Consider the following 19,101-nt stretch of genomic DNA (forward strand, 5'->3'; position numbering starts at 1 on the left):
TCCGGCCCCACTGCCACCGCGGCGGACGTCGGGCCGGTCCAACTGCGCTACACGGGCACAGGGGGCGGCCCCTTGAACATCGCGCAGCGCGCCGCGGTGGAGGCGGCCCTGGCCCAGGCGACGGCCACCGGGTTCAACGCTTCGCAGTGCCGCGTCACCAACGGGACGGATTTCCAGCAGGTCGGCGGGTACTGGACCTCGATCCGGCAGCTCACCTGTGTCGGCGAGCCGGCGGTGGGCGCCGCGCAGCTGAGCCTGTACCGCTACCTCAAGCCCGGCAAGGACCACCTCAGCAGCGTGTGGCACGTCCCCGACGGGTACAACCGCGAGGGCGGCATGGGCCGCCTCTACACCGCGGCGACGCCCGGGACCCACCCGCTGTACCTCTGTGTCGTGCGCGGGGACCACTTCGTCAGCACCGAGGTCAACTGCGAGGGCCAGCAGTACGTGACCCGCCTCGGTTGGGTCCTGAGCTACCCGCAGCCCGGCGTGGCCAGTGCCCCGCTCTACCGGTGCCTCGACGCCGGGCGGCAGCTGTTCGAGTCCAACGACCCGAACTGCGAGGGCCAGACCGTCGGCGGCCCGCTCGGCTACACCCTCACCGGCTGAGCCCGCGGCGCCCCGCGCACGGTCTCAGCGCGCGAACTTCGCGATGGCGGCCGGTGTGACGGGGGTGAAGAAGTTCACGAGGTTGCCGTCGGGGTCGCGGACCAGGAGGGAACGGTTCCCCCAGGGCATCGTGGTGGGCTCGTTGACGAAGTCCACCACGACGTCCGCTGCGACGTCCGCTGCGACGTCTGCCGCGACGTCTGCCGCGACGTCCCCTGCGACGTCTGCCGCGCGGCCGCTCAGGTCGCGGTGGACGCCGTCCACGTCGTCCACGAGGAATTCGAGGATGACGCTCCGGTTGTCGGCCGGGCGGGCGGAGCCGGGCGCGAACAGGGGAACCGTGCGGGTGCTGCCGATCGCCAGGGTGCCCGAGGCGGTCCTGAGCTCGGCGAAGTCCTCGCCCGCCCAGGTGGCGGCCACCTTGGTGGCGCGCTCGTAGAAGTCGACGAGGCGGGCGACGTCGCCCGTGATGATGCGGATGGAGACGAGGTCCATGGGTGTTCTCCTCTGGCCCGTGGCCGGTCGGTGTTCGTGACGGACTCGACGCTACGGTGAATACCGGGCGGAATCCGCCCGGTATTCGCCCGGATCCTTTGGGAAGATTCCGGGTATGGCCCGTCCCACCGCTCGCGTCCTCGCCCTGCTGGAGCTCCTCCAGTCGGGCGGCATCCGCCCCGTGTCCGAGCTCGCCGATCGCCTCGACGTCGACGAACGCACCGTGCGGCGCTATGTCAGCCACCTCATCGACCTCGACGTGCCCGTCGAGTCGGTGCGCGGCCGCTACGGCGGCTACCGACTCGCCCCCGGATACCGGATGCCCCCGCTCATGCTGAGCGACGACGAAGCGCTCGCGGTGCTCCTCGGCCTGGTCGCCGGCCGGCGAGCGGGCCTGACCGCTGCACCGGGCCCGGCGGCATCGGCCACGACCGCAAGCGGTACGACGGCGACCGACACGGCGGCGGCCAAGATCCGTCGTGTCCTGCCCGAGCGGCTCGGCCGCAGGCTCGACGCGGTGCTGAGCGCCCTCGCCTTCACGGATCCGCCGGGCAGGCCGGCGGCCCCGGCCGCCCCGGACCCCGCGGTGCTCCTCCCGATGGCCGATGCGGTGCACCACCACCGGCCGGTCTCGATCCGTTACACCGCCGGTGACGGCCGACGGAGCGAGCGCACCCTGCACCCCTACGGGGTCGTCGCCCACGCGGGCCGGTGGTACGTCACCGCGCGGGACCCTTCGGCGGGGGAGGCCCGGACCTTCCGACTGGACCGCATCACCAGCGTCCGGCTCCTGCCCGGATCGTTCGAACCGCCCGTCGGGATCGACCCGGCGCAGCGGGTTCTCACGGGCCTGGCGACGGCTCCGTACCGGCACGAGGTGGTCCTGCGGATCGAAGGGCCGGCCGAAGCGGTCCGTGCGGGCCTGCCCGCAGGAGTCGCGATCGTGACCGCACTTCCCACGCCCCCCGAACCCCCGGAATCCCAGGACGCGGCGCCCTGGTGCCGTGTCGAACTGCGGGTGGAGCGGCTGGATTGGTTGCCCGCCGTACTGGCCTCGCTGGACCGGCCCTTCGTCATCGAGCGCCCGGACGAACTCCGCGGCCTGGTCGAGACCTTCGCCGAACGCCTCGTGCGCAGCGCCCGCCGATGCCAGCCGTGAGTCAGCGCCGAACAACTGGGGCGCATCGGCAATGAGTTGGAGAACCAGGGGTCGGTGCTCCGCTGGGCGCCGAGCGCGCGCGACGCCCGGGCCGCCCTGCAGACCGAGGCCGGGATCGTGGCGGCCGTGGTCGCCCGGGACCTGCCGAAGGCGTCGGGGAGCGCGGTCGAAGAGGGTGGCGGCGGGGAGGTGTTGCGGCACATCGGGCGACGGTTCAAGGACCTCCCCGTGTTCCTGGTGACGGCGGACGATTCCGACCAGGACCTGGACCAGGACCAGGACCTGGACCAGGACCAGGACCTGGAGCGGCTGCCGCTGTGGGTCTCGGAGACGGTGGTCGGCTACGTCTGGGCGTTGGAGGACACCCCGTCCTTCATCGCGGGCCGCGTCGCGACAGCGGCCCGCGGCTACCAACGGGACCTCCTGCCCCCCTTCTTCAAGGCCCTGCGCCGCTTCGAGGACTCCCACGAGTACTCCTGGCACACGCCCGCCCACTCGGGTGGCGTCGCGTTCCTCAAGTCCCCGGCCGGGCGGCGTTCTTCGATTACTACGGGGAGCGGCTGTTCCGGACCGACCTGTCGATCTCCGTCGGCGAGCTCTGGTCGCTCTTCGACCACAACGGTCCGATCGGCGACGCCGAGCGCAATGCCGCACGGGTCTTCGGCGCCGAGCGCACCTACTTCGTCCTGCACGGTGACTCCACCGCCGACCGCATGGTCGGGCACTACAGCGTGACGAGCGACGAGATCGCGCTCGTGGACCGCAACTGCCACAAGTCGGTCCTGCACGGGCTCGTGATCTCCGGGGCCCGGCCCGTCTACCTGGTGCCGACCCGCAACGGCTACGGGCTCGCCGGCCCCCTGCCGCCCGCCGTGACCGCGCCGGCGGCGGTGGCCGCGAGCATCGCCGCGAACCCGCTCACGGCCGGGGCGATCTCACCGGCGGCCCAGTACGCGGTCCTGACCAACTCCACCTACGACGGGCTGTGTTACGACACCGTCGCGGCGGCCCGGGCCTTCGCGCCGAGCACCCCGAGGCTGTACTTCGACGAGGCGTTCATGATGCACGGCACCACCTCGCCGCTGTATCCGGCGATCGCCTCCCTGGACGTGGCGGCCGCGATGATGGCGGACCGCAGGGACAATGGTTGATCGACGAGGCGGTGATCGAGGCGATCCGGTTCCGTCAGGCCGTGGTCCGCACGGGGCGCCGCATCGCGGCCGCCGCGGACCGGACGGACGGACTGGTTCTTCGGGGTGTGGCAGCCCGATTCGGTCACCGATCCGGCGACGGGGGCGCGCATCGCCTTCGTCGACGCGCCACCCTCCCCGCTGAGCCGCGAGCCCTCCTGCTGGCACCTGGAACCGGACGCCGACCGGCACGGCTTCACCGGGCTGAGCGAGGGCTACTGCCTCCTGGACCCGGTGAAGGTCACCCTCACGTGCCCCGGGGTCACGGCCACCGGGGCGACCGTCGACCCGGACAACGGCGACTACCCGATCGAATGCGTCCGAGAGGACGACTGACCTGCGACGGCGGGCTCTCAGGAGGGCTTGGCCGACGAGAAGGCGGTGACGGTCACCTTGTTGTCGCATTCGGCGAAGACGCCGTCGTCCATGGCGATCTGGTGCGCGCCCGCTCCGGGCACACCGATGACGAGTGTCGGGAAGGTGACGGGCTTGGCGCCGGACACGCAGTAGCCGTCGGCTTCGCCCTGGACGTTGACGAAGGTCAGTTTCGTCCAGGCGCGGGCCCCGGGGGCCAGCGAGACGGTGGCGGGGGAGCCGGTGGGGGTGGTGGCGAGCGGGGAGTTGTGCTCCGGGGAGCCGTTGCCGGCTCCGGCGACGGTCGGGAATCCGCGCAGCGTGCAGGCGTGCGTCGAGGAGTTGGTGACCGAGACCAGGGCGGCCCCCGTTCCCGTACCCGTCGGCCGGACGTCGGCCTGGTGGGCGTCGGAGGCCTTGACCTGGTCGGCCGTGCAGGGCTTGGCGCCACCCGCCGGGGTCGGCGCCGCATGGCTGGCGGTGGGGGCGCCGGCACCGCCGGACGTGCTCCCGGCGGGGGAGGGGCCGGTGGTCGGCGCGGACGGCTTGGAGGACGCCGAGGCAGTGGTCGAGCCCGAGGGCTTGGCGGCCGCGCCGTCGCTCCCGGACGGCGTACAGCCTCCGGCGAAGGCGGTGACCGCCGCCGCTGCCACCAGCGCTGCCGCGGTCCGCCGGACACCTGATGAGTACCGCATGAGCTCTCCCCGAGGTTCACGACCGGCCCTGCACCGGCACGCACCGGTGAACACAGCACCACCTCCCCGGCGGTTCTCGCAGACGCCGCGCTGTGGCGGTTCCGTAACGCGCCCGATACGCCCCCACGACCAGCGACCAGCGACCAGCGACCAGCGACCGGTGGCTGAGCAACGCCCCCACCGCCGAGCCGCCGTCCGGGCTGTCCGGGCCGTCCGGGCCGTCCAGGCCGGGCGTACGGTCCTGATCGTTGCGACACCGGCTGCAACCGCTCCGGCTCCGGTCCGGGGGTGTACGTCCCGAAGGCGAGCCGCCTACGTCCAAGCGCCCGTGTCAGGGTGTACGAATGACGACGAACCGCGGGTACTCATCCGATCTCCAGCTGGAACCGTGGTCGGACACCGTCCCGACCCACGGAGATCTCATGGCGGCGAAGGCGCTCGTCTACGACTCCTGCGGGTTCACCTGCTCGCAGCCGGTGCCCGAAGCCGAGGGCGCTGCTTACGCCGCCCACGTCTTCACCCTGGACGGCCTCTCCATCCGGTTCCGCGCAGCTAAGACGACACCCACCAAGGTCGGCCAGTTCGTGACCGTCTGGAAGAGGTCTCCGGCCGGGCCCATCCAGCCCTTCGACGTGACGGACCCCGTCGACCTCTTCGTCATCGGCGCCCGCGACCACGGCCACTTCGGCCAGTTCGTCTTTCCCCTGGACGCGCTCCGCCAGCACGATGTCGTATCGGCAAGCGGGTCCGGTGGGAAACGAGCCTTCCGCGTCTACCCGCCCTGGGTGACCACCACGAACCGCCAGGCCGGCGGTGCGCAGGCATGGCAGCTGGACTTCTTCCTGCACCTGGACCAGGGCGGGCCCGTCGACCTGGCCCGCGCCCGAAAGCTCTACCACCCGCAGGGGCGACACCACGACCTGTGACGACGAGCCGGCGCCGGACTCGGACCGGGATTTCCTGCCGCGACCGGCCCGGACGCTACGGAGCCAACGGCCGGATCAGCGGCAGCCGATGGTGTGGGGGCCGCCGGTGAAGACCGGGTCGGTCGTGCTGCCGTGCACCGTCAGGTTGCCGTCGTCGCGGCCCCAGCTCAGCTCGTACGTGCCCGCGGCGATGGGACGGTAGCCGTCATCGGTGGTCCAGGAGGCCGATGACCGCCACGCGAAGCCGGTCGGGCCCACCGCGTACACCTCGCCGCTGCCGGCGAACAGGAAGGACGTCTCCCGTACGACGGCGGTACAGCCGTGCGGGCCGGTGGGGCGCAGGACGTGGTAGTCCGCACCGAGGTCGTCCAACACGCCGAGGGTGCTCCCCAGTGCGGCGGCGGCCGTGAGCAGGCCGCGTACGAACCGGGGCAGGGGTGCCCACCACGGCGCCGTACGGTCGACCGCCGACCGGTGGCGTCCGGCGAGGGCGCGCGCGAGGACGAGCGACAGGGAGAGCAGGACCGCGCTCACCGCCCACCCCGGGACCACCCGTCCGAGGACGACGAGCAGCATGGTGCTCCAGCCCGTGGCCGCGGCGAGGACCAGGCACGCCGTGGCGATGACCGGGTACGGGGTGGACCGGGCCGCCCGATCGGTTTGACGTTGTTCCACTGCCACCCGCGCAGCCTATGCCGGGCCGCGCCCCACGGTCCCCGTGCGCGGTGTGGACATCGTCACTGCTGGGCGGCCGGCACGGCCGGTTCCTCGGGCTCGGCGGGCACACCGGACGCCGCGGTCCAGTGGTCCTCGGCCATCAGCATCGCCACCACCACCCCCACCAGGGCGACGAGCTGGGCCAGCCCGGAGAGGAGGTGGCCGACCGGCACGGTGAGGAGCGCGACCGGCACGGCGGCCGCACGGTACGCGAGGGGCCGCAGCCGCAGCGTGGCCCGGAAGGCGACCTCGCCGGCGAGGAACAGGGCCACACCGGCCGCCAGCGAGACGGCGGGGGCGGTGTGCAAGGGCTCGCCGAGGTGCGGGAGCACCTTCTTGACCCCGGCGGCCAGCGCGGCGATGCCCAGGAGCATCGGCAGGAACGAATAGTAGAAGGCCCTCATGGCCAGCGCGAAGCGATCCGGCACCGCCGTACCGCGGAAGGCGGCCTCCGCGGCGCTCTCGTCCCGTACGAAGTACGTCCACCACAGCGCGGCGACCAGGGCCAGGGTGAGGAACGTGCCGCCGGCGACCCCGACCGACAACGCCATGTCACCGATCCCGATGCCGATCGCCACGACCGACTCGCCGAAAGCGATGATCAGCAGCAGCCCGTGGCGCTCGACGAAGTGCGCCGGGTCGAGCCCGCCGAGCTGGCTGCGCAGCTCGACGGCGGTGTGTCCCTCCGTGCGCCCGGGGGCGAGCTGGGCGATGTACGGCGTGATGAACTGCAGTGCCAGGGCCACCACCCACAGGCCGTCCGCGACGAGACCGACGGCCGGGCCGGCGGCGGTGACGGACAGGGCGGCCAGGCAGTTGGGTATCGCGTACCAGAGCACGTTGCGGCCGTGGCTGCGGGAGTACAGGGCTCCGTGCACCACGACCACCAGGAGGTAGCCCAGCCCGAAGGCGACACCGGCCCCCGTGTCGTCGAAGGCCCGCGGAACGGACAGGGCGCACACCAGGAACCCGCCCATGCCGAGCAGGAGCAGCAGTCGCCGCGAGGTGCGGTCGGGCGGCACCTGGTTGGTGAGGTGGGCGTACGCGCCGTACATCCAGAAGAGCACGATGAAGATCAGCGCGACGCGACCCGCGGTGGCGAAGGTGAGGTCGTGCGCGAGCATCACGGTCAACTGCGTGATCGTGAAGACGAAGACCAGGTCGAAGAACAACTCGAGCGTGCTGACTCGCCGCTCGGCCTCAGGGTGGAGCTTGGACATGCCGGCCACTCCATCAAGGCCAAGACACCGCTGTCCAGCGGAAGTTCCCCGCGGCGCGGCCGCTTTCGGAAGAAGATCGCGCTTGCCCGAAAAGAGACCCCGGCCTCCGCGGACTTCGGTCGTCGCCTCCTCCTTCGGACGGATGGTGGCTGACCCGGATGGGGGACCCGGCAGCGGTTCCGCGGGGGATGTGGGCCGCCGGGCGTTCTGTGAGCGTGGGGGTGTCGGCCCGACCCACAGGAGACTGCCGTGAATTCAGCAAGGACCGCGCCCCCTCGTGCGGGCGCCGCCCCGATCGCCCGCCGGCCCAAGGGAACCGCTGCTCGCGCCCCTCGTTGGGCGGTGTTGGCGGCGCGGGCCGTGCCCCTGGCGGTGTTGCCGTCAGGGGTGTGGCGCATGGCGATGGCCGTGGGGGTCCCCGTCGGTTGGAGCGGCCAATTGGCGCGGGATTGGGCACCCAGACCGGAGACCTTCGCCTACATCACCCTGCTCACCCTGGTCACGGAAGGTCTGGCCCTGTTGACGCTGGGGCTGGTCGGACCGTGGGGTGAGCGGCTGCCCGCGTGGATCCCCGTCCTGGGCGGCCGGGTGATCCCGGTGTGGGCCGCGGTCACACCGGCGGCGCTCGGCGCCCTCGCGGCGACCGGGGTCGTGATACCGATGTTCCTGGGTGGCACGCCCGCCGGCGCGGGCGGCCCGGACGGCCCGCACGGGGCGGCCGCCTGGATCATGAACGCCTGCTACGCGCCGCTGGTGTTGTGGGGCCCGTTGGTCGCCCTGGTCACGCTCGCCTATGCCCGACGTCGACTCCGCACCACCTGATCGGCCCGGCAGCGGATATCCTGCCTCGTCCCTTACCAGCCGCGGAGGTTCCCCAGCATGAGCAGCGCCACGCCGTCCTTTCCCGACCGGATCGAGCTGACGGGGGAGGGCCTGGTCCTGCGCGACTGGACGGAGTCCGACCTGGCCGCGATGCCCGCACTGTTCGACCACACGGACATCGCGTACTGGACGCCGATCGTCTCCCCCTTCGACGACGAGGCCGCCCGGACCCGACTGGACCGGGCCCGCAAGCTCCGTACGGACGGCACGGGCATCCTGCTGGCCATCACCGTCGACGGGGGTGCACCGCTCGGCGAGGTGATGCTCAAGCGCGCTCCCGAGGGCACGGAGCTCGGCTACGCGGTCGGCCCCGCCCACCGGGGCCAGGGCCTGGCCGCCCGCGCGGTGCGGGTGATGGCCGGGTACGCCTTCGAGGAACTGGGCGCGGAGCAGGTCATCCTGGAGCTGGAGGCCGAGAACGCCGCCAGCGTCGGCGTGGCCACCAGCACCGGCTTCCGGGTCCTCGACGTGCCCTTGATCAAGGGAGAGGAGAAGGGCCGGCCGTACGTCCTCCAGACCTGGGGTCTCGACCGCCCCTGATGCCGGACCCCGGTCACCGGGTCGTGCCCCGGCCCTCACCCGCCCGAGCGGGCCGCCCGGACGGTGGGGGAGTTGCGCATGGTGGCGACGTAGAGGGCGGACGCCACGGTCATGCCGACGGGCAGCGAGAGGTCCACGCCGCCCAGGAGCTCCGCCACCGGGCCGGTGTAGAGGGTGTCGACGCAGAGGGCCGCGCTCGCCACACCCGCCAAGAGGGCGAGCGCGCCCGGCCAGTTGACGCCGCCGGTGTACCAGTAGTCGCTCCGGGTGGTCTCGTCGCAGAGGGCGGCGCCGTCGTAGCGGGCCCGGCGCAGCACGATGTCGGTGGCGTACACGGCCGTGAGGGGGCCGATCAGCACGACGATGAGCTGGAGGGCGTTGCTGACCGTGTCGAGCAGGTTCGACACCAGCAGTCCGTACAGGGTCAGCGCGACGGCGGCCGTGCCGTCGAAGAGGACGCTGACGGAGCGGCGGATGCGCAGGCCGACCGCTTGCAGGGCCAGGCCCGCGCTGTAGGCGGTGAGGGCGTTGAGGGCGATCGTGCCCAGGACCAGGGACAGCAGGAAGAAGGGGGCGAACCAGCCGGGCAGGAGCCCCTGGAGCGCGTTCTGCGGGTCGGTCATGTCGACCGTGGTGGCGGCGAGGGCGCCCAACGAACAGACGACGATGCCCGGCAGGAAGCCCCCGAAGGCGGTCCAGCCCACGATCGCCCCGCGTGACGCGGTGCGCGGGAGGTAACGGGAGAAGTCCGCACTGGTCGTGTACGAGAGCGGGGCCGAGGCGACCAGGGTGGTGCCGGCGATGAGCGCGGCCCACAGGGCGGCGCCGGTGAGCGGCGTGGCGGGCCGGTAGGCGAAGTCGGCGTGTCGGACGACGCCGACGGTCACGAAGGCGAAGACGGCGCCGAGCACCAGGGTGATCGGCAGGTAGAGCTTCACGATCAGCGCGTGCCCGTAGACGCTGATGACCAAGGTGAGGGCGGCGATGCCCAGGACGATCGCGATCTGGACGCCCGTGCTCGCGGTGATCCCGGCCCGATCGGCGAGGGAGAACGCGGCGGTCGCGGCGGCGGCCAGATTGAGGGCGAAGTAGCAGACGGAGACGAGCCAGCCGCCGATCGCGTTGTTGACCCGGTTGCCGAGGACGCCGTACAGCGCCCGCGTGATCACCTCGCTGGGGGTGCCCGAGGCCGGGCCCGAGACCGCGAGCAGCCCGGTCAGCAGCCAGAACAGGTTGCCCACCACGATCGCGGTGACGGCCTGCCACAGGCTGAGCCCCATGAGGACGAGGGCGCCGCCGACGACCAGGCTGAGGTAGTTCACGTTCGCCGCGGCCCAGACGGTGAAGAGGTCGCGCGGGCGGCCGTGGCGCGCCGCGTCGGGGATGTGATCGATGCCGTGGGCCTCGATCCCGCCCGTGCGTTCCGGCGCGGCCCGCACCGCGCCGGAACTGCCGTGCGTACCGGGGAGGGGGTCGGGAACCGTGGACGCCATGTGGACCTCCGAGCGCTGGGCGTAGCCACCTGCTTGCTTATTGGTCGCACACTCAATAGCATCCCCGGTATGTCGTCAAGCGTTCAGCGCAAACGGATCCGGAAGTCCCCCGAGGCCCGGCGGGCGGAGATCGTCGATGCCGCCACGGCCGTGGCGCTGACCGAGGGGTTGGAGTGCGTCACCCTGCGGCGGATCGCCGACGAACTGGCGGTCAGGCCGGGCCTGATCAGTCACTACTTTCCTTCGGTGGAGGACCTGGTCGCGGAGGCGTTCGGGAATGCGGCCGGTGCCGAGCTGGACGCCCTGCTGCCGTTCGAGTCGGCGGAGCCGGTGGAGCGGGCCGGGTCCCCCGGGTCCCCCGGGTCCCCCGGGACCGCCGGGACCGCCGGGTCGGCCGGGTCGGCCGACCCGGTCGAGGGGGAGGGGCCCACTCGGGAGCTGGCCCGGTTCCTCGCGCGCACGTCGGGGGACGCGTACGACGACATCAGTCGGCTCTGGATCAATGCGCGCCACCTCAGCCGCTATCGGCCCGTGCTGTGCGCGCGCGTCTCCGAGCAGGAGGCGGCCTGGCGTGGGAGGTTGGAGGCGCTGCTCCGCCGGGGGATCGAGCGGGGCGAGTTCCGTACGGACGACCCGTACGCGACCACGATCCAGATCCTGGTCGTCCTCGACGGCCTCGGTGCCCACGCCAACACCGGCGCGCGCAACGACCGCCCCGACGCCGTGGCCTGGATGGCGGTGACGACCGCGGAACGCGAACTCGGCCTGGCCCGAGGCACGTTGCGCACCGAGCCGGCCGCGGGGGCCCGTACCGGCGGAAAGGGATCGAACGACGCCGAGGCCCCCGGGGCAACCGGGGCAACCGATACATCCGGCGCATCCGACTGAGCCCCTCCATCCAGATCCCCTCCATCTCGCTCCCCTCCATCCAGATCCCTTCATCGCCCGATCGCCCTGGAGCCGCTGTGCGCACGACCCTCGTTCTGCTCTCCGCCCGCCTGCTCGACCCGGGCACCGGTGCGTTCCTGCCGGAGACGGCCCTGGCGGTCTCCGGCGGACGGATCGCCGCCCTCGGCGACGACCGTGAGATCCGTGCGCTGGCGGACTCCGCGACCACGGTGGTCGACCTCAAGGGGGCCGTGGTCATTCCGGGGCTCGTGGACGGTCACGTCCACCCCGTCTCCGGGGCCGAACTCACCGACGGGCTGGACCTGTCGGGCTGTCGCGACCTGGCGGACGTGCGCGAGGCGCTGGCGCGCGAGGTACGGGGGCTGGAGCGCGGGCAGTGGCTGTCCGGGTGGGGGCTCGACCCGAACGTCTTCGGTGACGTCCCCGTCGGGTCCGCTCCCTTCGACGCGGTGCTCGACGGCGTACCCGCCTTCCTCCGCCTCTTCGACGCGCACTCGGCGCTCGCGAGCCGCCGCGCCCTGGAACTGGCCGGCGTGGACGGTCCGCGCACCTTCGACCAGGGGTCCGCCGAGGTCGTCTGCGACGAGGGCGGCCGGCCGACCGGGTTGCTGCTGGAAGAAGCCGCCTGCGAGCTCGTCGAGCGCGTCACCCCCCGGCCCACCCAGCAGGAACAGCGGGACCGGCTCGCCGCAGCGCTGCGGTCCATGGCTGCGGCCGGTCTGACCGGCGGACACGTCATGGACGCCAACGGGAACAGCCTGGACCTCCTCGCCGAGCTCGATGCGGCGGACGAACTCCCGCTGCGCCTGCGGGTGGCGCCCTGGTGCCAGCCGGGCACCGACGCGGACGGGGTGCGCGCGCTGATCGACCAGCAGGGCACGGGCGGTCGGCTGTGGCGCGTCGCCGGGATCAAGCTGTTCATGGACGGCACCATCGACAACGGCACCGCGTGGCTGGAGCGCCCGGACTGCCACGGCGAGTCCACGCACGCCTTCTGGCCCGATCCCGCGGTCTACACCGAAGTGATCGGAGCGTTCCACCGGGCCGGCGTGCCCACGGCCACGCACGCCATCGGCGACGCGGCCGTACGGCACGCACTCGACGCCGTCGAGAAGGCGCACGCCACGGGGGGTGGCGGGGACAGCGGGATCCGGCACCGGATTGAGCACATCGAGACCGTTCCCGACGACACCCTGAACCGATTCGCCGAGCTCGGCGTCCTCGCGTCCATGCAGCCCACCCACTGCTGTGACTTCACCCGCGCCGATCACACCGACAACTGGTCGCGCCGCCTCGGGGAGGAGCGTGCCGCACGCGCCTGGCGCTGCCGCGACCTGTGGGCCTCGGGCGCCACCGTCGTGCTCGGTTCCGACTGGCCCATCGCCCCCTTCCCGCCCCTGGGTGTCATGGCGGGCGCCCGTCACCGCCGCCCGGCTCGTGACCTCAGCCAGCCCCCGCACGCCCCCGAACAGGCTCTGACGGGGCTGGAGGCCCTCCGCGGCATGACGGTCAACGCCGCCTACGCGGCGGGGGAGGAGCGCGAGGCGGGCCGGCTCGCCGTCGGCCACCGCGCCGACCTCACCGTCCTCGGCGGGGACCCGCTCACCACCTCCGCGACGGACCTGCCCGATCTCCCCGTACTGCTCACCGTCCTCGACGGCCGACCGACCCACCGCCACCCCGGCCTGTAGCGGGGACCACTGCCGCGCGGGGCGCGTCAGGTGGCGATGGAGGCCACGGGTTCGAGGCCGTACGTCCGCGCGTAGCCGTTCTCGGTGCCGACGAGGAGGTCGACGACCTCGAAGTAACGGTCCCAGAAAGGGGTTTCGCGCAGCGCGTCGATGAGGAGCTGATAGGCGTGGTGGTCCTCGGCCTCCCACACCCAGACGTCGGTGACGCGCGCGGAGTAGAACTCGGTGTCGTAGAAGCGCGACCGGACGCCGGTGGTCTTGGCCTCGATGGCCGGGCGGACCTCGGTGGTGAAGGCGTCCACGCGTTCCTGGACGGTCAGGGCGAGCCACTCGGGCTTGGTCTTGACGAGGATGAACGCCGTGACGGGCGGTTCGGTCTTCTGGTCGGGCATCGGGTTCCTCCGATTTGAACGAGAACGAGAACGAGAACGAGAACGAGAAGGGGATGGAGGCCTGATGCCGGGCGCCGAGCGTCGAGCGTCGAGCGTCCGGCGTCCGGCGTCCGGCGTCAGGAGAGGACGGCGGGCACCAGGGTCCGCGTGCACCACTGCTCGAACGTCGTGGGGGAGGCGGTGTCCGGGGTGCGGGCCACGCCGGCGTCGAGGCCCTCGTCCTTGGCCCGCTTCATGTCGACCACGCCCTGGACGAACGCCTCGTTGAGGCCGTAGCCGATGAGGGCGCCGTACATCTCGTCGAGCGACTGGCGTTCGTAGCGGACGGGCCGGCCGAGCTGCTCGGTCAGGATGCGGGCGACGTCGTCGGGGGACAGGTCCCGCGGCCCGAGGACCGGGACGCTGGCGGTGCCGGTTCCGGTCCACGTGCGGTCGAGGAGCAGCCGGGCGGCGGTCGCCGCGATGTCGGCGACCGCGACGAAGGGGGCCTTGCGGTCGGCGTCGGCGGAGTCGGTGAAGACGCCCTTCTCGCGGATCGAGTCGATTTCCTCCAGGAGGTTCTCGAAGAAGGAAGGGTTGGCCAGGGCCCGGTAGGCGACCCCGGTGTCGGCGATGAGGTCGTCCATGGCGAGGGAGGCGGTGACGAGCCCGGCCCGCCCTGCGAGCGGGGTGCCGCGGCCGAGCGCGGAGACGCCGACGACACGGCCGACGCGGTGGGCGACGAGCGCCTCGGCGGCGGGGCGGGTGAAGCCGCTGTAGGCGTCCTGCGGGGTCAGGGAGGAGTCCGGCGGGACGAGCCAGAAGACGGCGTCCGCACCCTCGAAGGCCCGGTCGAGGACCCCGGCGTCCGCGTGTGAGCCGGTGACGACCTCGACGCGGCCGCGCGCCGCGTCCGGGAGCCTGGCCGGATCGCGCACGATCACGCGCAGTTCCTCGCCCGCGGCGGGGGCGGACTCCAAGAGCCCGGAGAGCAGGTGACGGCCGATGTTCCCGGTGGGAGCCGTGATGACGATCATGAAAACCTCGTGGATCTCGATGGTGCGCGGCTGCGCCGGTGCACTGGTGCGCCGGTCGTTCGGTACGCCCCTCATGCTGCTCAGGTGCCCGTGATGCCACAATGGGAACTTCGGCACGCAATCATTGACTGAAATGGAATAATGCTGGTGAGCAGCACTGATAGCCCCGGTGGTGCCGGCAATCCTCGCCATCCCGGTAGCCCTGATCCGGTCATCGACGCCAACCTCGCCCTCGCGCTCGACGCGCTGCTGGCCGAGCACAGCGTCACCCGGGCCGCCGCACGTCTGCACACGTCGCCCGCGGCGATGAGCCGCACCCTCGCCCGGCTGCGCCGCGTCCTCCAGGACCCCTTGTTGGTCCGGGCCGGACAGGCCATGGTCCCCACCCCCCGCGCCCTGGCCCTGCGCGAGGAGGCCGCCGCGGTGGTGCGCAGCCTGGGCGCGCTGCTCAGTCCCGGCGCGAGCGTCGACCCGGCGGGCCTGCGCCGCACCTTCACCCTCCAGGCAGCCGACCTGGTCGGCGCGGCGCTGGCGCCGGGGCTGCTGCGACTGGCCGAGCACGAGGCGCCGGGGGTCTCCTTCCGGATCATGGCCGAGGAGTGGGAGAACGGACCCGCGTTGCGCGACGGTCGGATCGATCTGGAGGTCGGGTCCATCGACCACGTGGACCCCGAGACACGGACCGAGGAACTGGTCGGCCTCCGCATGGTGGCGGCCGTCCGACCGGGCCATCCGCTCACCGAAGGGCAGCTGACCCCGGCCCGACTGGCCGCCGCCCCGCACGTCGCGGTCAGTCGCCGCGGCCGGTTCACCGGCCCCCTCGATGCGGCACTGGCCGAGCGGGGCCTCCACCGGCGGGTCACCGTCGTCCTCCCCGGTCACCTGGCCGCCATGACCCTCGCCGCCCGCAGCGACGTCGTCTGCCTCGTCCCCGCGGCGCTTCCCGGCGCCGCCGCCTCGCCGCTCACCCACGACGCCGGCGCCCTCGGGCTGCGCCTCCTGGACATCCCCCTGGAGCTGCCGAAGCTGACCATCGGCATGGCCTGGCACCCCCGGCACACCGCCGACGGAGCCCACCACTGGCTGCGCACCACCGTCCGCCGAGCCCTGTGCGCACCCGCGTGAGCGAGGCGCGGACGCCCGACCGGTAGGACGGGTATCGGACGCATCGATGATCGATACCGGTGCAATAAGGCAACTGCATAGCGTTTGGGGCGCCTTGTCGGTCCGGAGCGCGGCGCCCTCGCCGGTTCCGGGGCCGCCGGGGCACCACCAGTGAAACGTGACGACGGAAGGCTTTGATCCGTGCGAAAACTATTGGCCGTGGCTGCTGCGACGGGCGCCCTGCTGATGGCCGGGACCACGAGCGCATCGGCGGCCCCCGCCGAGGAGCCGTGGAGCGAGCCGTGGAGCCAGACCATCGAGGGCGCTTCGGGCAAGGGCCTCCTCACCAGCGAGAAGGTGGGAGACGGCCCGATGGACGGGCGGTACCGCCTGAGGGGCACCCTGACCGTCACCGACCCCGACCCGGAAGCCTGCTACTACGTCCAGGTCGGCACGGACATGAGCGGCAAGCGGCCCTACTTCTGGGGGACTTCCTCGGTACGGCAGTGCGGCCCCGGGACCGTCGAGGTCACCTCGGTCGTGCAGTCGGTCATGTGGACGCATACGCGCATCCTTCGGGACACCGACAACGGCGACTATGCGGCGTTCACCCGGATCACGCTGCCGAGCGAGGTCAAGACCGGGGTCAGCGCCTTCAGCGCCGGCCCCGAGTACAGCCTGGCGCTGAAGAACGGCAAGACCATTGCGTGGGGCCGGAGCGACAACGGCCAGACCACCGTGCCGGCCGCAGCGAAGTCGGGCGTCACCGCGATCAGCGCGGGGCCGCGGCACGCGCTGGCGCTCAAGAACGGCGAGGTCCTCGCGTGGGGTGACAACGCGCGGGGGCAGCTCGCCGTGCCGGCCGCCGCGAAGTCGGGCGTCACCGCGATCGCCACCGGATGGGCGCATTCGCTGGCGCTGAAGAACGGCAAGGTCATCGCCTGGGGCGAGAACAACGACGGCGCGGTCACCGTGCCGGCCGAGGCCACGTCCGAGGTGAGCGCCGTCGCGGTGGCCAACGGAACCAGCATGGCCCTCAAGGGCGGCAAGGTCATCGTCTGGGGCGACGACGAACTGCTGCGCTCGGTGCCGGCCGAGGCCACGTCCGGCGTCACCGCCATCGCGGCGGGCCCTGGCCACCTGCTGGCCCTCAAGGACGGGAAGACCATCGCCTGGGGCTACGGGGGCGACTACCTGGCGGTGCCCGCCGCCGCGCAGTCGGGCGTCACAGCCGTCTTCTCTTCCAAGCGGTGCAACTACGCCGTCAAGAACGGCGAAGTCATCGGCTGGGGCCCGACGTCCGGCGGGCTGTGCAACAACCCGGCGGCCAAGTCCGGCGTCAGCGGGATGTCCGTGGGCGACGAGCACAACCTGGTGCTCAAGGACGGCAAGCTCTACGACTGGGGCCACCTGTTCAAGTAACACCCGAGCGACCCGGCGCGCGGCACGGTCCCCACACCGTGCCGCGCCCCGGCGCGCGCCCCCGGGCGTGGTCGCCGCAGCCCCCAGCGGATCCGCTGGTCCACCCCGCGGGCCACCGGTATCAGTGCGGCGAGCGCCGCCACCGCGTCCGTGCCGTGCGTGTCCTGCCCTTCGTCCGTCACCCGCACCGCGCGGGGGTGCCGCGTACGGGAGCCCGACCTACGGAATCCGGCCCCGCGGTGCGTCACCGGCCCGTCGGGGAGTGGGGCGGGAGGTCGAAGCCGACCTCGGCGCCGCCGTCCGGGGCGGCGGTGGCGAAGACGGTGCCCTCGTCGGCGGTCACGAGGTCGTGGACGATCGCGAGCCCGAGGCCCGAGCCCGGTACCGCCTGGGTGCGCGGGCCGCGGTAGAAGCGGTCGAAGACGGCGGCCCGCTCGCCCGGCGCGATGCCGGGACCGCGGTCGCGCACGAAGAGCCGGGCGCCCTCGACGTGGACGGTGACGGCCGTGTCCTCGGGGCTGAACTTCAGCGCGTTGCTCAGGAGGTTGTCGACGCAGCGGCGCACCGCCCGCGGGCGGGCGCGCACCGGGACGGGGCCGCGGGTCGTGACCGTGATGCTCCGGCCCGAGCGCTGCCGGTGGCGGTGCGCGGCGTCCTCGGCCGCGACGGGCAGGTCGACCTCGGCCGGCTCCTCCTCGGTGGAGCGGTCCGTGGCCAGGTCGACGAGCTCGCGGACCAGCGTGTCGAGCGCGGCCGCCTCGGTGACCAGCGTGGTGAGGATCTGCTCCTCGTCCTCGGGGGCGAGCCGGCCGCGCCCCCGTTGGAGCAGTTCCGCGCTGCCGCGCACCGAGGTGAGCGGGGTGCGCAGCTCGTGGCTGGCGTCCTGGACCAGCCGCTGCTGCTGGTCGCGGGACCGGCGCAGGGCGGCGAGCATGCTGGTGAAGCTGCGGGTCAGCTGGCCGATCTCGTCCCGCCCGGCCGGCGGGAGCGGGGTGGTGAGGTCCTGGGTGGTGGTGATGTCCCGGGTCACCCGGGCCAGGCGGCGCACCGGGCGCAGGATGCGGTCCAGGGCGAGCCAGCTCAGCAACGCCGACAGGGCGGTGGCGGCGACGGTCGTCCAGGGGACGCGCCACAGGAAGGCGTGGTCGATGCGCTCGGCGCCCGCGTAGTGCTGGGCGACCATGACGGCGCCGCCACCGGGCAGCGGCACGGTCAGGACGCCGAACTCCGCACCGTCGACGGTGATGTCCTCGCGGGCGGAGGCCCGCGCGCCCCGGGCCACGGCCAGGGCCGACTCCGGGACGGGCAGCGCCGCGCGTCCGGGGTCCAGCGGGCGGACGGCGCCCGCGGCGCTCAGGACCTGCTCGGTGGTGTCCGGCCGGACCGGAGGCGTACGGTCGACGCCGAGCAGGGCGACGGCCGTCACGGCACGCTCGTCGAGCGCGCGGTCGAACTGCTCGGCCACGACGTCGCTGACGCCCCGGTAGGACAGGGTGGCGGCGAGCGTCATGGCGAGCGCGGCCGCCGCGATCACGACCAGGGTGATCTTGGTGCGCAACATCAGGCTGCCCGGACGGTGTAGCCGACGTTGCGCACGGTGTGGATCAGCCGTGGCGCGCCGTCCTGTTCGGTCTTGCGGCGCAGGTAGCCGACGTAGACGTCGAGGGAGCGCGAGGTGGTGTCGAAGTCGTAGCCCCAGATGCGCTCGTAGATCTGGGTGCGGGTGAGGACCGACCCCTGGTGGTGCAGCAGCAGTTCCAGCACGTCGAACTCGGTCTTCGTCAGGTCCAGGGGCCGGGCACCCCGGTGCGCCTGCCGCGCACCGGGATCGAGGGTGAGGTCGGAGACCGCCAACACCTCGCTCTCCGCCGGGTCCTGCGGGTCCACGCGGCGCAGCAGCGCGCGGATGCGGGCGAAGAGCTCCTCCGTGGCGAAGGGCTTGGACAGGTAGTCGTCGGCGCCCGCGTCCAGACCGGCGACCCGGTCGCCGATCTGATGACGCGCCGTCAGGACGAGTACGGGCAGCCGGTCGCCGCGGCGTCGGAGCATCCGGCACAGCGCCAGACCGTCGAGGCCGGGCATGACCACGTCCACCACCGCGAGGTCGGGGGACTCCCGTTCGAGCACGGCGAGGGCTTCGAGCCCGTCGCACGCGAGCAGGACGCGGTACCCCTCGAAGCGCAGGAGCTGGTCCAACGTGCTGCGCACGCCGGGGTCGTCCTCGACGACCAGCACCGTACGACGGTTCTCGTTCACCTCAGTCATGTGATCATCTTCGCCGTTGACG

18 protein-coding genes and 1 pseudogene are annotated in these 19,101 nt (G+C 72.7%); 10 read left to right on the forward strand and 9 right to left on the reverse strand.

Annotation, left to right across the window (positions count from 1 at the left end; translation table 11 throughout):
- Positions 1-72 precede the first annotated feature (72 nt).
- Positions 73-609, forward strand: a complete 537-nt coding sequence (locus tag ACIQWR_RS23740; protein ID WP_404012829.1) for a hypothetical protein — start codon at positions 73-75, stop codon at positions 607-609.
- Positions 610-633: 24 nt separating this feature from the next.
- Here the strand turns inward: ACIQWR_RS23740 and ACIQWR_RS23745 are convergent, their stop codons facing one another.
- Complete coding sequence (locus ACIQWR_RS23745; RefSeq protein ID WP_404012832.1) at positions 634-1,104, reverse strand: VOC family protein; 471 nt, start codon at positions 1,102-1,104, stop codon at positions 634-636.
- 115 nt (positions 1,105-1,219) lie between these two features.
- Here ACIQWR_RS23745 and ACIQWR_RS23750 point away from each other — a divergent pair, with 115 nt between their 5' ends.
- Together ACIQWR_RS23750 and ACIQWR_RS23755 are read left to right on the forward strand one after the other, a co-directional pair.
- A complete protein-coding gene (locus tag ACIQWR_RS23750; RefSeq protein ID WP_404012835.1) occupies positions 1,220-2,263 on the forward strand; it encodes a helix-turn-helix transcriptional regulator in 1,044 nt (347 codons plus the stop codon).
- 62 nt (positions 2,264-2,325) lie between these two features.
- Positions 2,326-3,789, forward strand: a pseudogene (locus ACIQWR_RS23755) (hypothetical protein).
- Positions 3,790-3,806: 17 nt separating this feature from the next.
- Here ACIQWR_RS23755 and ACIQWR_RS23760 read toward each other — a convergent pair.
- Positions 3,807-4,502, reverse strand: coding sequence for a DUF4232 domain-containing protein (locus ACIQWR_RS23760; protein WP_404012839.1), 696 nt, complete (start codon positions 4,500-4,502; stop codon positions 3,807-3,809).
- Positions 4,503-4,924: 422 nt separating this feature from the next.
- Here ACIQWR_RS23760 and ACIQWR_RS23765 point away from each other — a divergent pair, with 422 nt between their 5' ends.
- A complete protein-coding gene (locus ACIQWR_RS23765; RefSeq protein WP_404013293.1) occupies positions 4,925-5,428 on the forward strand; it encodes a MepB family protein in 504 nt (167 codons plus the stop codon).
- Between the two features lie 75 nt (positions 5,429-5,503).
- On the opposite strand, the gene ACIQWR_RS23770 is transcribed toward ACIQWR_RS23765, so the two are convergent.
- A complete protein-coding gene (locus tag ACIQWR_RS23770) occupies positions 5,504-6,109 on the reverse strand; it encodes a hypothetical protein (RefSeq protein ID WP_404012842.1) in 606 nt (201 codons plus the stop codon).
- Positions 6,110-6,165: 56 nt separating this feature from the next.
- Positions 6,166-7,365 (reverse strand): low temperature requirement protein A, encoded by a 1,200-nt coding sequence (locus ACIQWR_RS23775; RefSeq protein WP_404012844.1) that lies wholly within the window; start codon positions 7,363-7,365, stop codon positions 6,166-6,168.
- Between the two features lie 396 nt (positions 7,366-7,761).
- On the opposite strand from ACIQWR_RS23775, the gene ACIQWR_RS23780 reads away from it, so the two are divergent.
- On the forward strand, positions 7,762-8,187 hold the full coding sequence (locus tag ACIQWR_RS23780) for a hypothetical protein (RefSeq protein ID WP_404012847.1): 426 nt from the start codon (positions 7,762-7,764) through the stop codon (positions 8,185-8,187).
- Between the two features lie 57 nt (positions 8,188-8,244).
- Entirely contained in the window at positions 8,245-8,787 is a 543-nt protein-coding gene (locus ACIQWR_RS23785; protein ID WP_404012850.1) for a GNAT family N-acetyltransferase, read from the forward strand.
- A 35-nt stretch (positions 8,788-8,822) separates the two neighbouring features.
- On the opposite strand, the gene ACIQWR_RS23790 is transcribed toward ACIQWR_RS23785, so the two are convergent.
- Positions 8,823-10,280 carry a purine-cytosine permease family protein gene (locus ACIQWR_RS23790; RefSeq protein WP_404012853.1) on the reverse strand — a complete coding sequence of 486 codons (1,458 nt, stop codon included), beginning with the start codon at positions 10,278-10,280 and terminating at the stop codon, positions 8,823-8,825.
- Positions 10,281-10,349: 69 nt separating this feature from the next.
- Here ACIQWR_RS23790 and ACIQWR_RS23795 point away from each other — a divergent pair, with 69 nt between their 5' ends.
- Positions 10,350-11,168: a TetR/AcrR family transcriptional regulator gene (locus ACIQWR_RS23795; RefSeq protein WP_404012856.1), complete on the forward strand. Its 819-nt coding sequence runs from the start codon at positions 10,350-10,352 to the stop codon at positions 11,166-11,168.
- Between the two features lie 77 nt (positions 11,169-11,245).
- On the forward strand, positions 11,246-12,880 hold the full coding sequence (locus ACIQWR_RS23800) for an amidohydrolase (RefSeq protein WP_404012858.1): 1,635 nt from the start codon (positions 11,246-11,248) through the stop codon (positions 12,878-12,880).
- A 26-nt stretch (positions 12,881-12,906) separates the two neighbouring features.
- Here the strand turns inward: ACIQWR_RS23800 and ACIQWR_RS23805 are convergent, their stop codons facing one another.
- Both ACIQWR_RS23805 and ACIQWR_RS23810 read right to left on the reverse strand, forming a co-directional pair.
- Positions 12,907-13,272 (reverse strand): darcynin family protein, encoded by a 366-nt coding sequence (locus ACIQWR_RS23805; protein ID WP_404012861.1) that lies wholly within the window; start codon positions 13,270-13,272, stop codon positions 12,907-12,909.
- A 116-nt stretch (positions 13,273-13,388) separates the two neighbouring features.
- On the reverse strand, positions 13,389-14,288 hold the full coding sequence (locus tag ACIQWR_RS23810; RefSeq protein ID WP_404013296.1) for an NAD(P)H-binding protein: 900 nt from the start codon (positions 14,286-14,288) through the stop codon (positions 13,389-13,391).
- A gap of 147 nt (positions 14,289-14,435) precedes the next feature.
- Here ACIQWR_RS23810 and ACIQWR_RS23815 point away from each other — a divergent pair, with 147 nt between their 5' ends.
- Positions 14,436-15,413, forward strand: coding sequence for a LysR family transcriptional regulator (locus ACIQWR_RS23815; protein WP_404012864.1), 978 nt, complete (start codon positions 14,436-14,438; stop codon positions 15,411-15,413).
- Between the two features lie 198 nt (positions 15,414-15,611).
- A complete protein-coding gene (locus ACIQWR_RS23820; RefSeq protein WP_404012867.1) occupies positions 15,612-16,814 on the forward strand; it encodes an RCC1 domain-containing protein in 1,203 nt (400 codons plus the stop codon).
- Positions 16,815-17,058: 244 nt separating this feature from the next.
- On the opposite strand, the gene ACIQWR_RS23825 is transcribed toward ACIQWR_RS23820, so the two are convergent.
- Complete coding sequence (locus ACIQWR_RS23825) at positions 17,059-18,375, reverse strand: ATP-binding protein (protein ID WP_404012870.1); 1,317 nt, start codon at positions 18,373-18,375, stop codon at positions 17,059-17,061.
- Entirely contained in the window at positions 18,375-19,079 is a 705-nt protein-coding gene (locus ACIQWR_RS23830; RefSeq protein ID WP_404012873.1) for a response regulator transcription factor, read from the reverse strand. The genes ACIQWR_RS23825 and ACIQWR_RS23830 overlap by 1 nt, the downstream gene beginning before the upstream one ends.
- Positions 19,080-19,101: the final 22 nt, after the last annotated feature.

The organism is Streptomyces sp. NPDC098789, assembly GCF_044759975.1.
GTDB lineage: Bacteria > Actinomycetota > Actinomycetes > Streptomycetales > Streptomycetaceae > Streptomyces.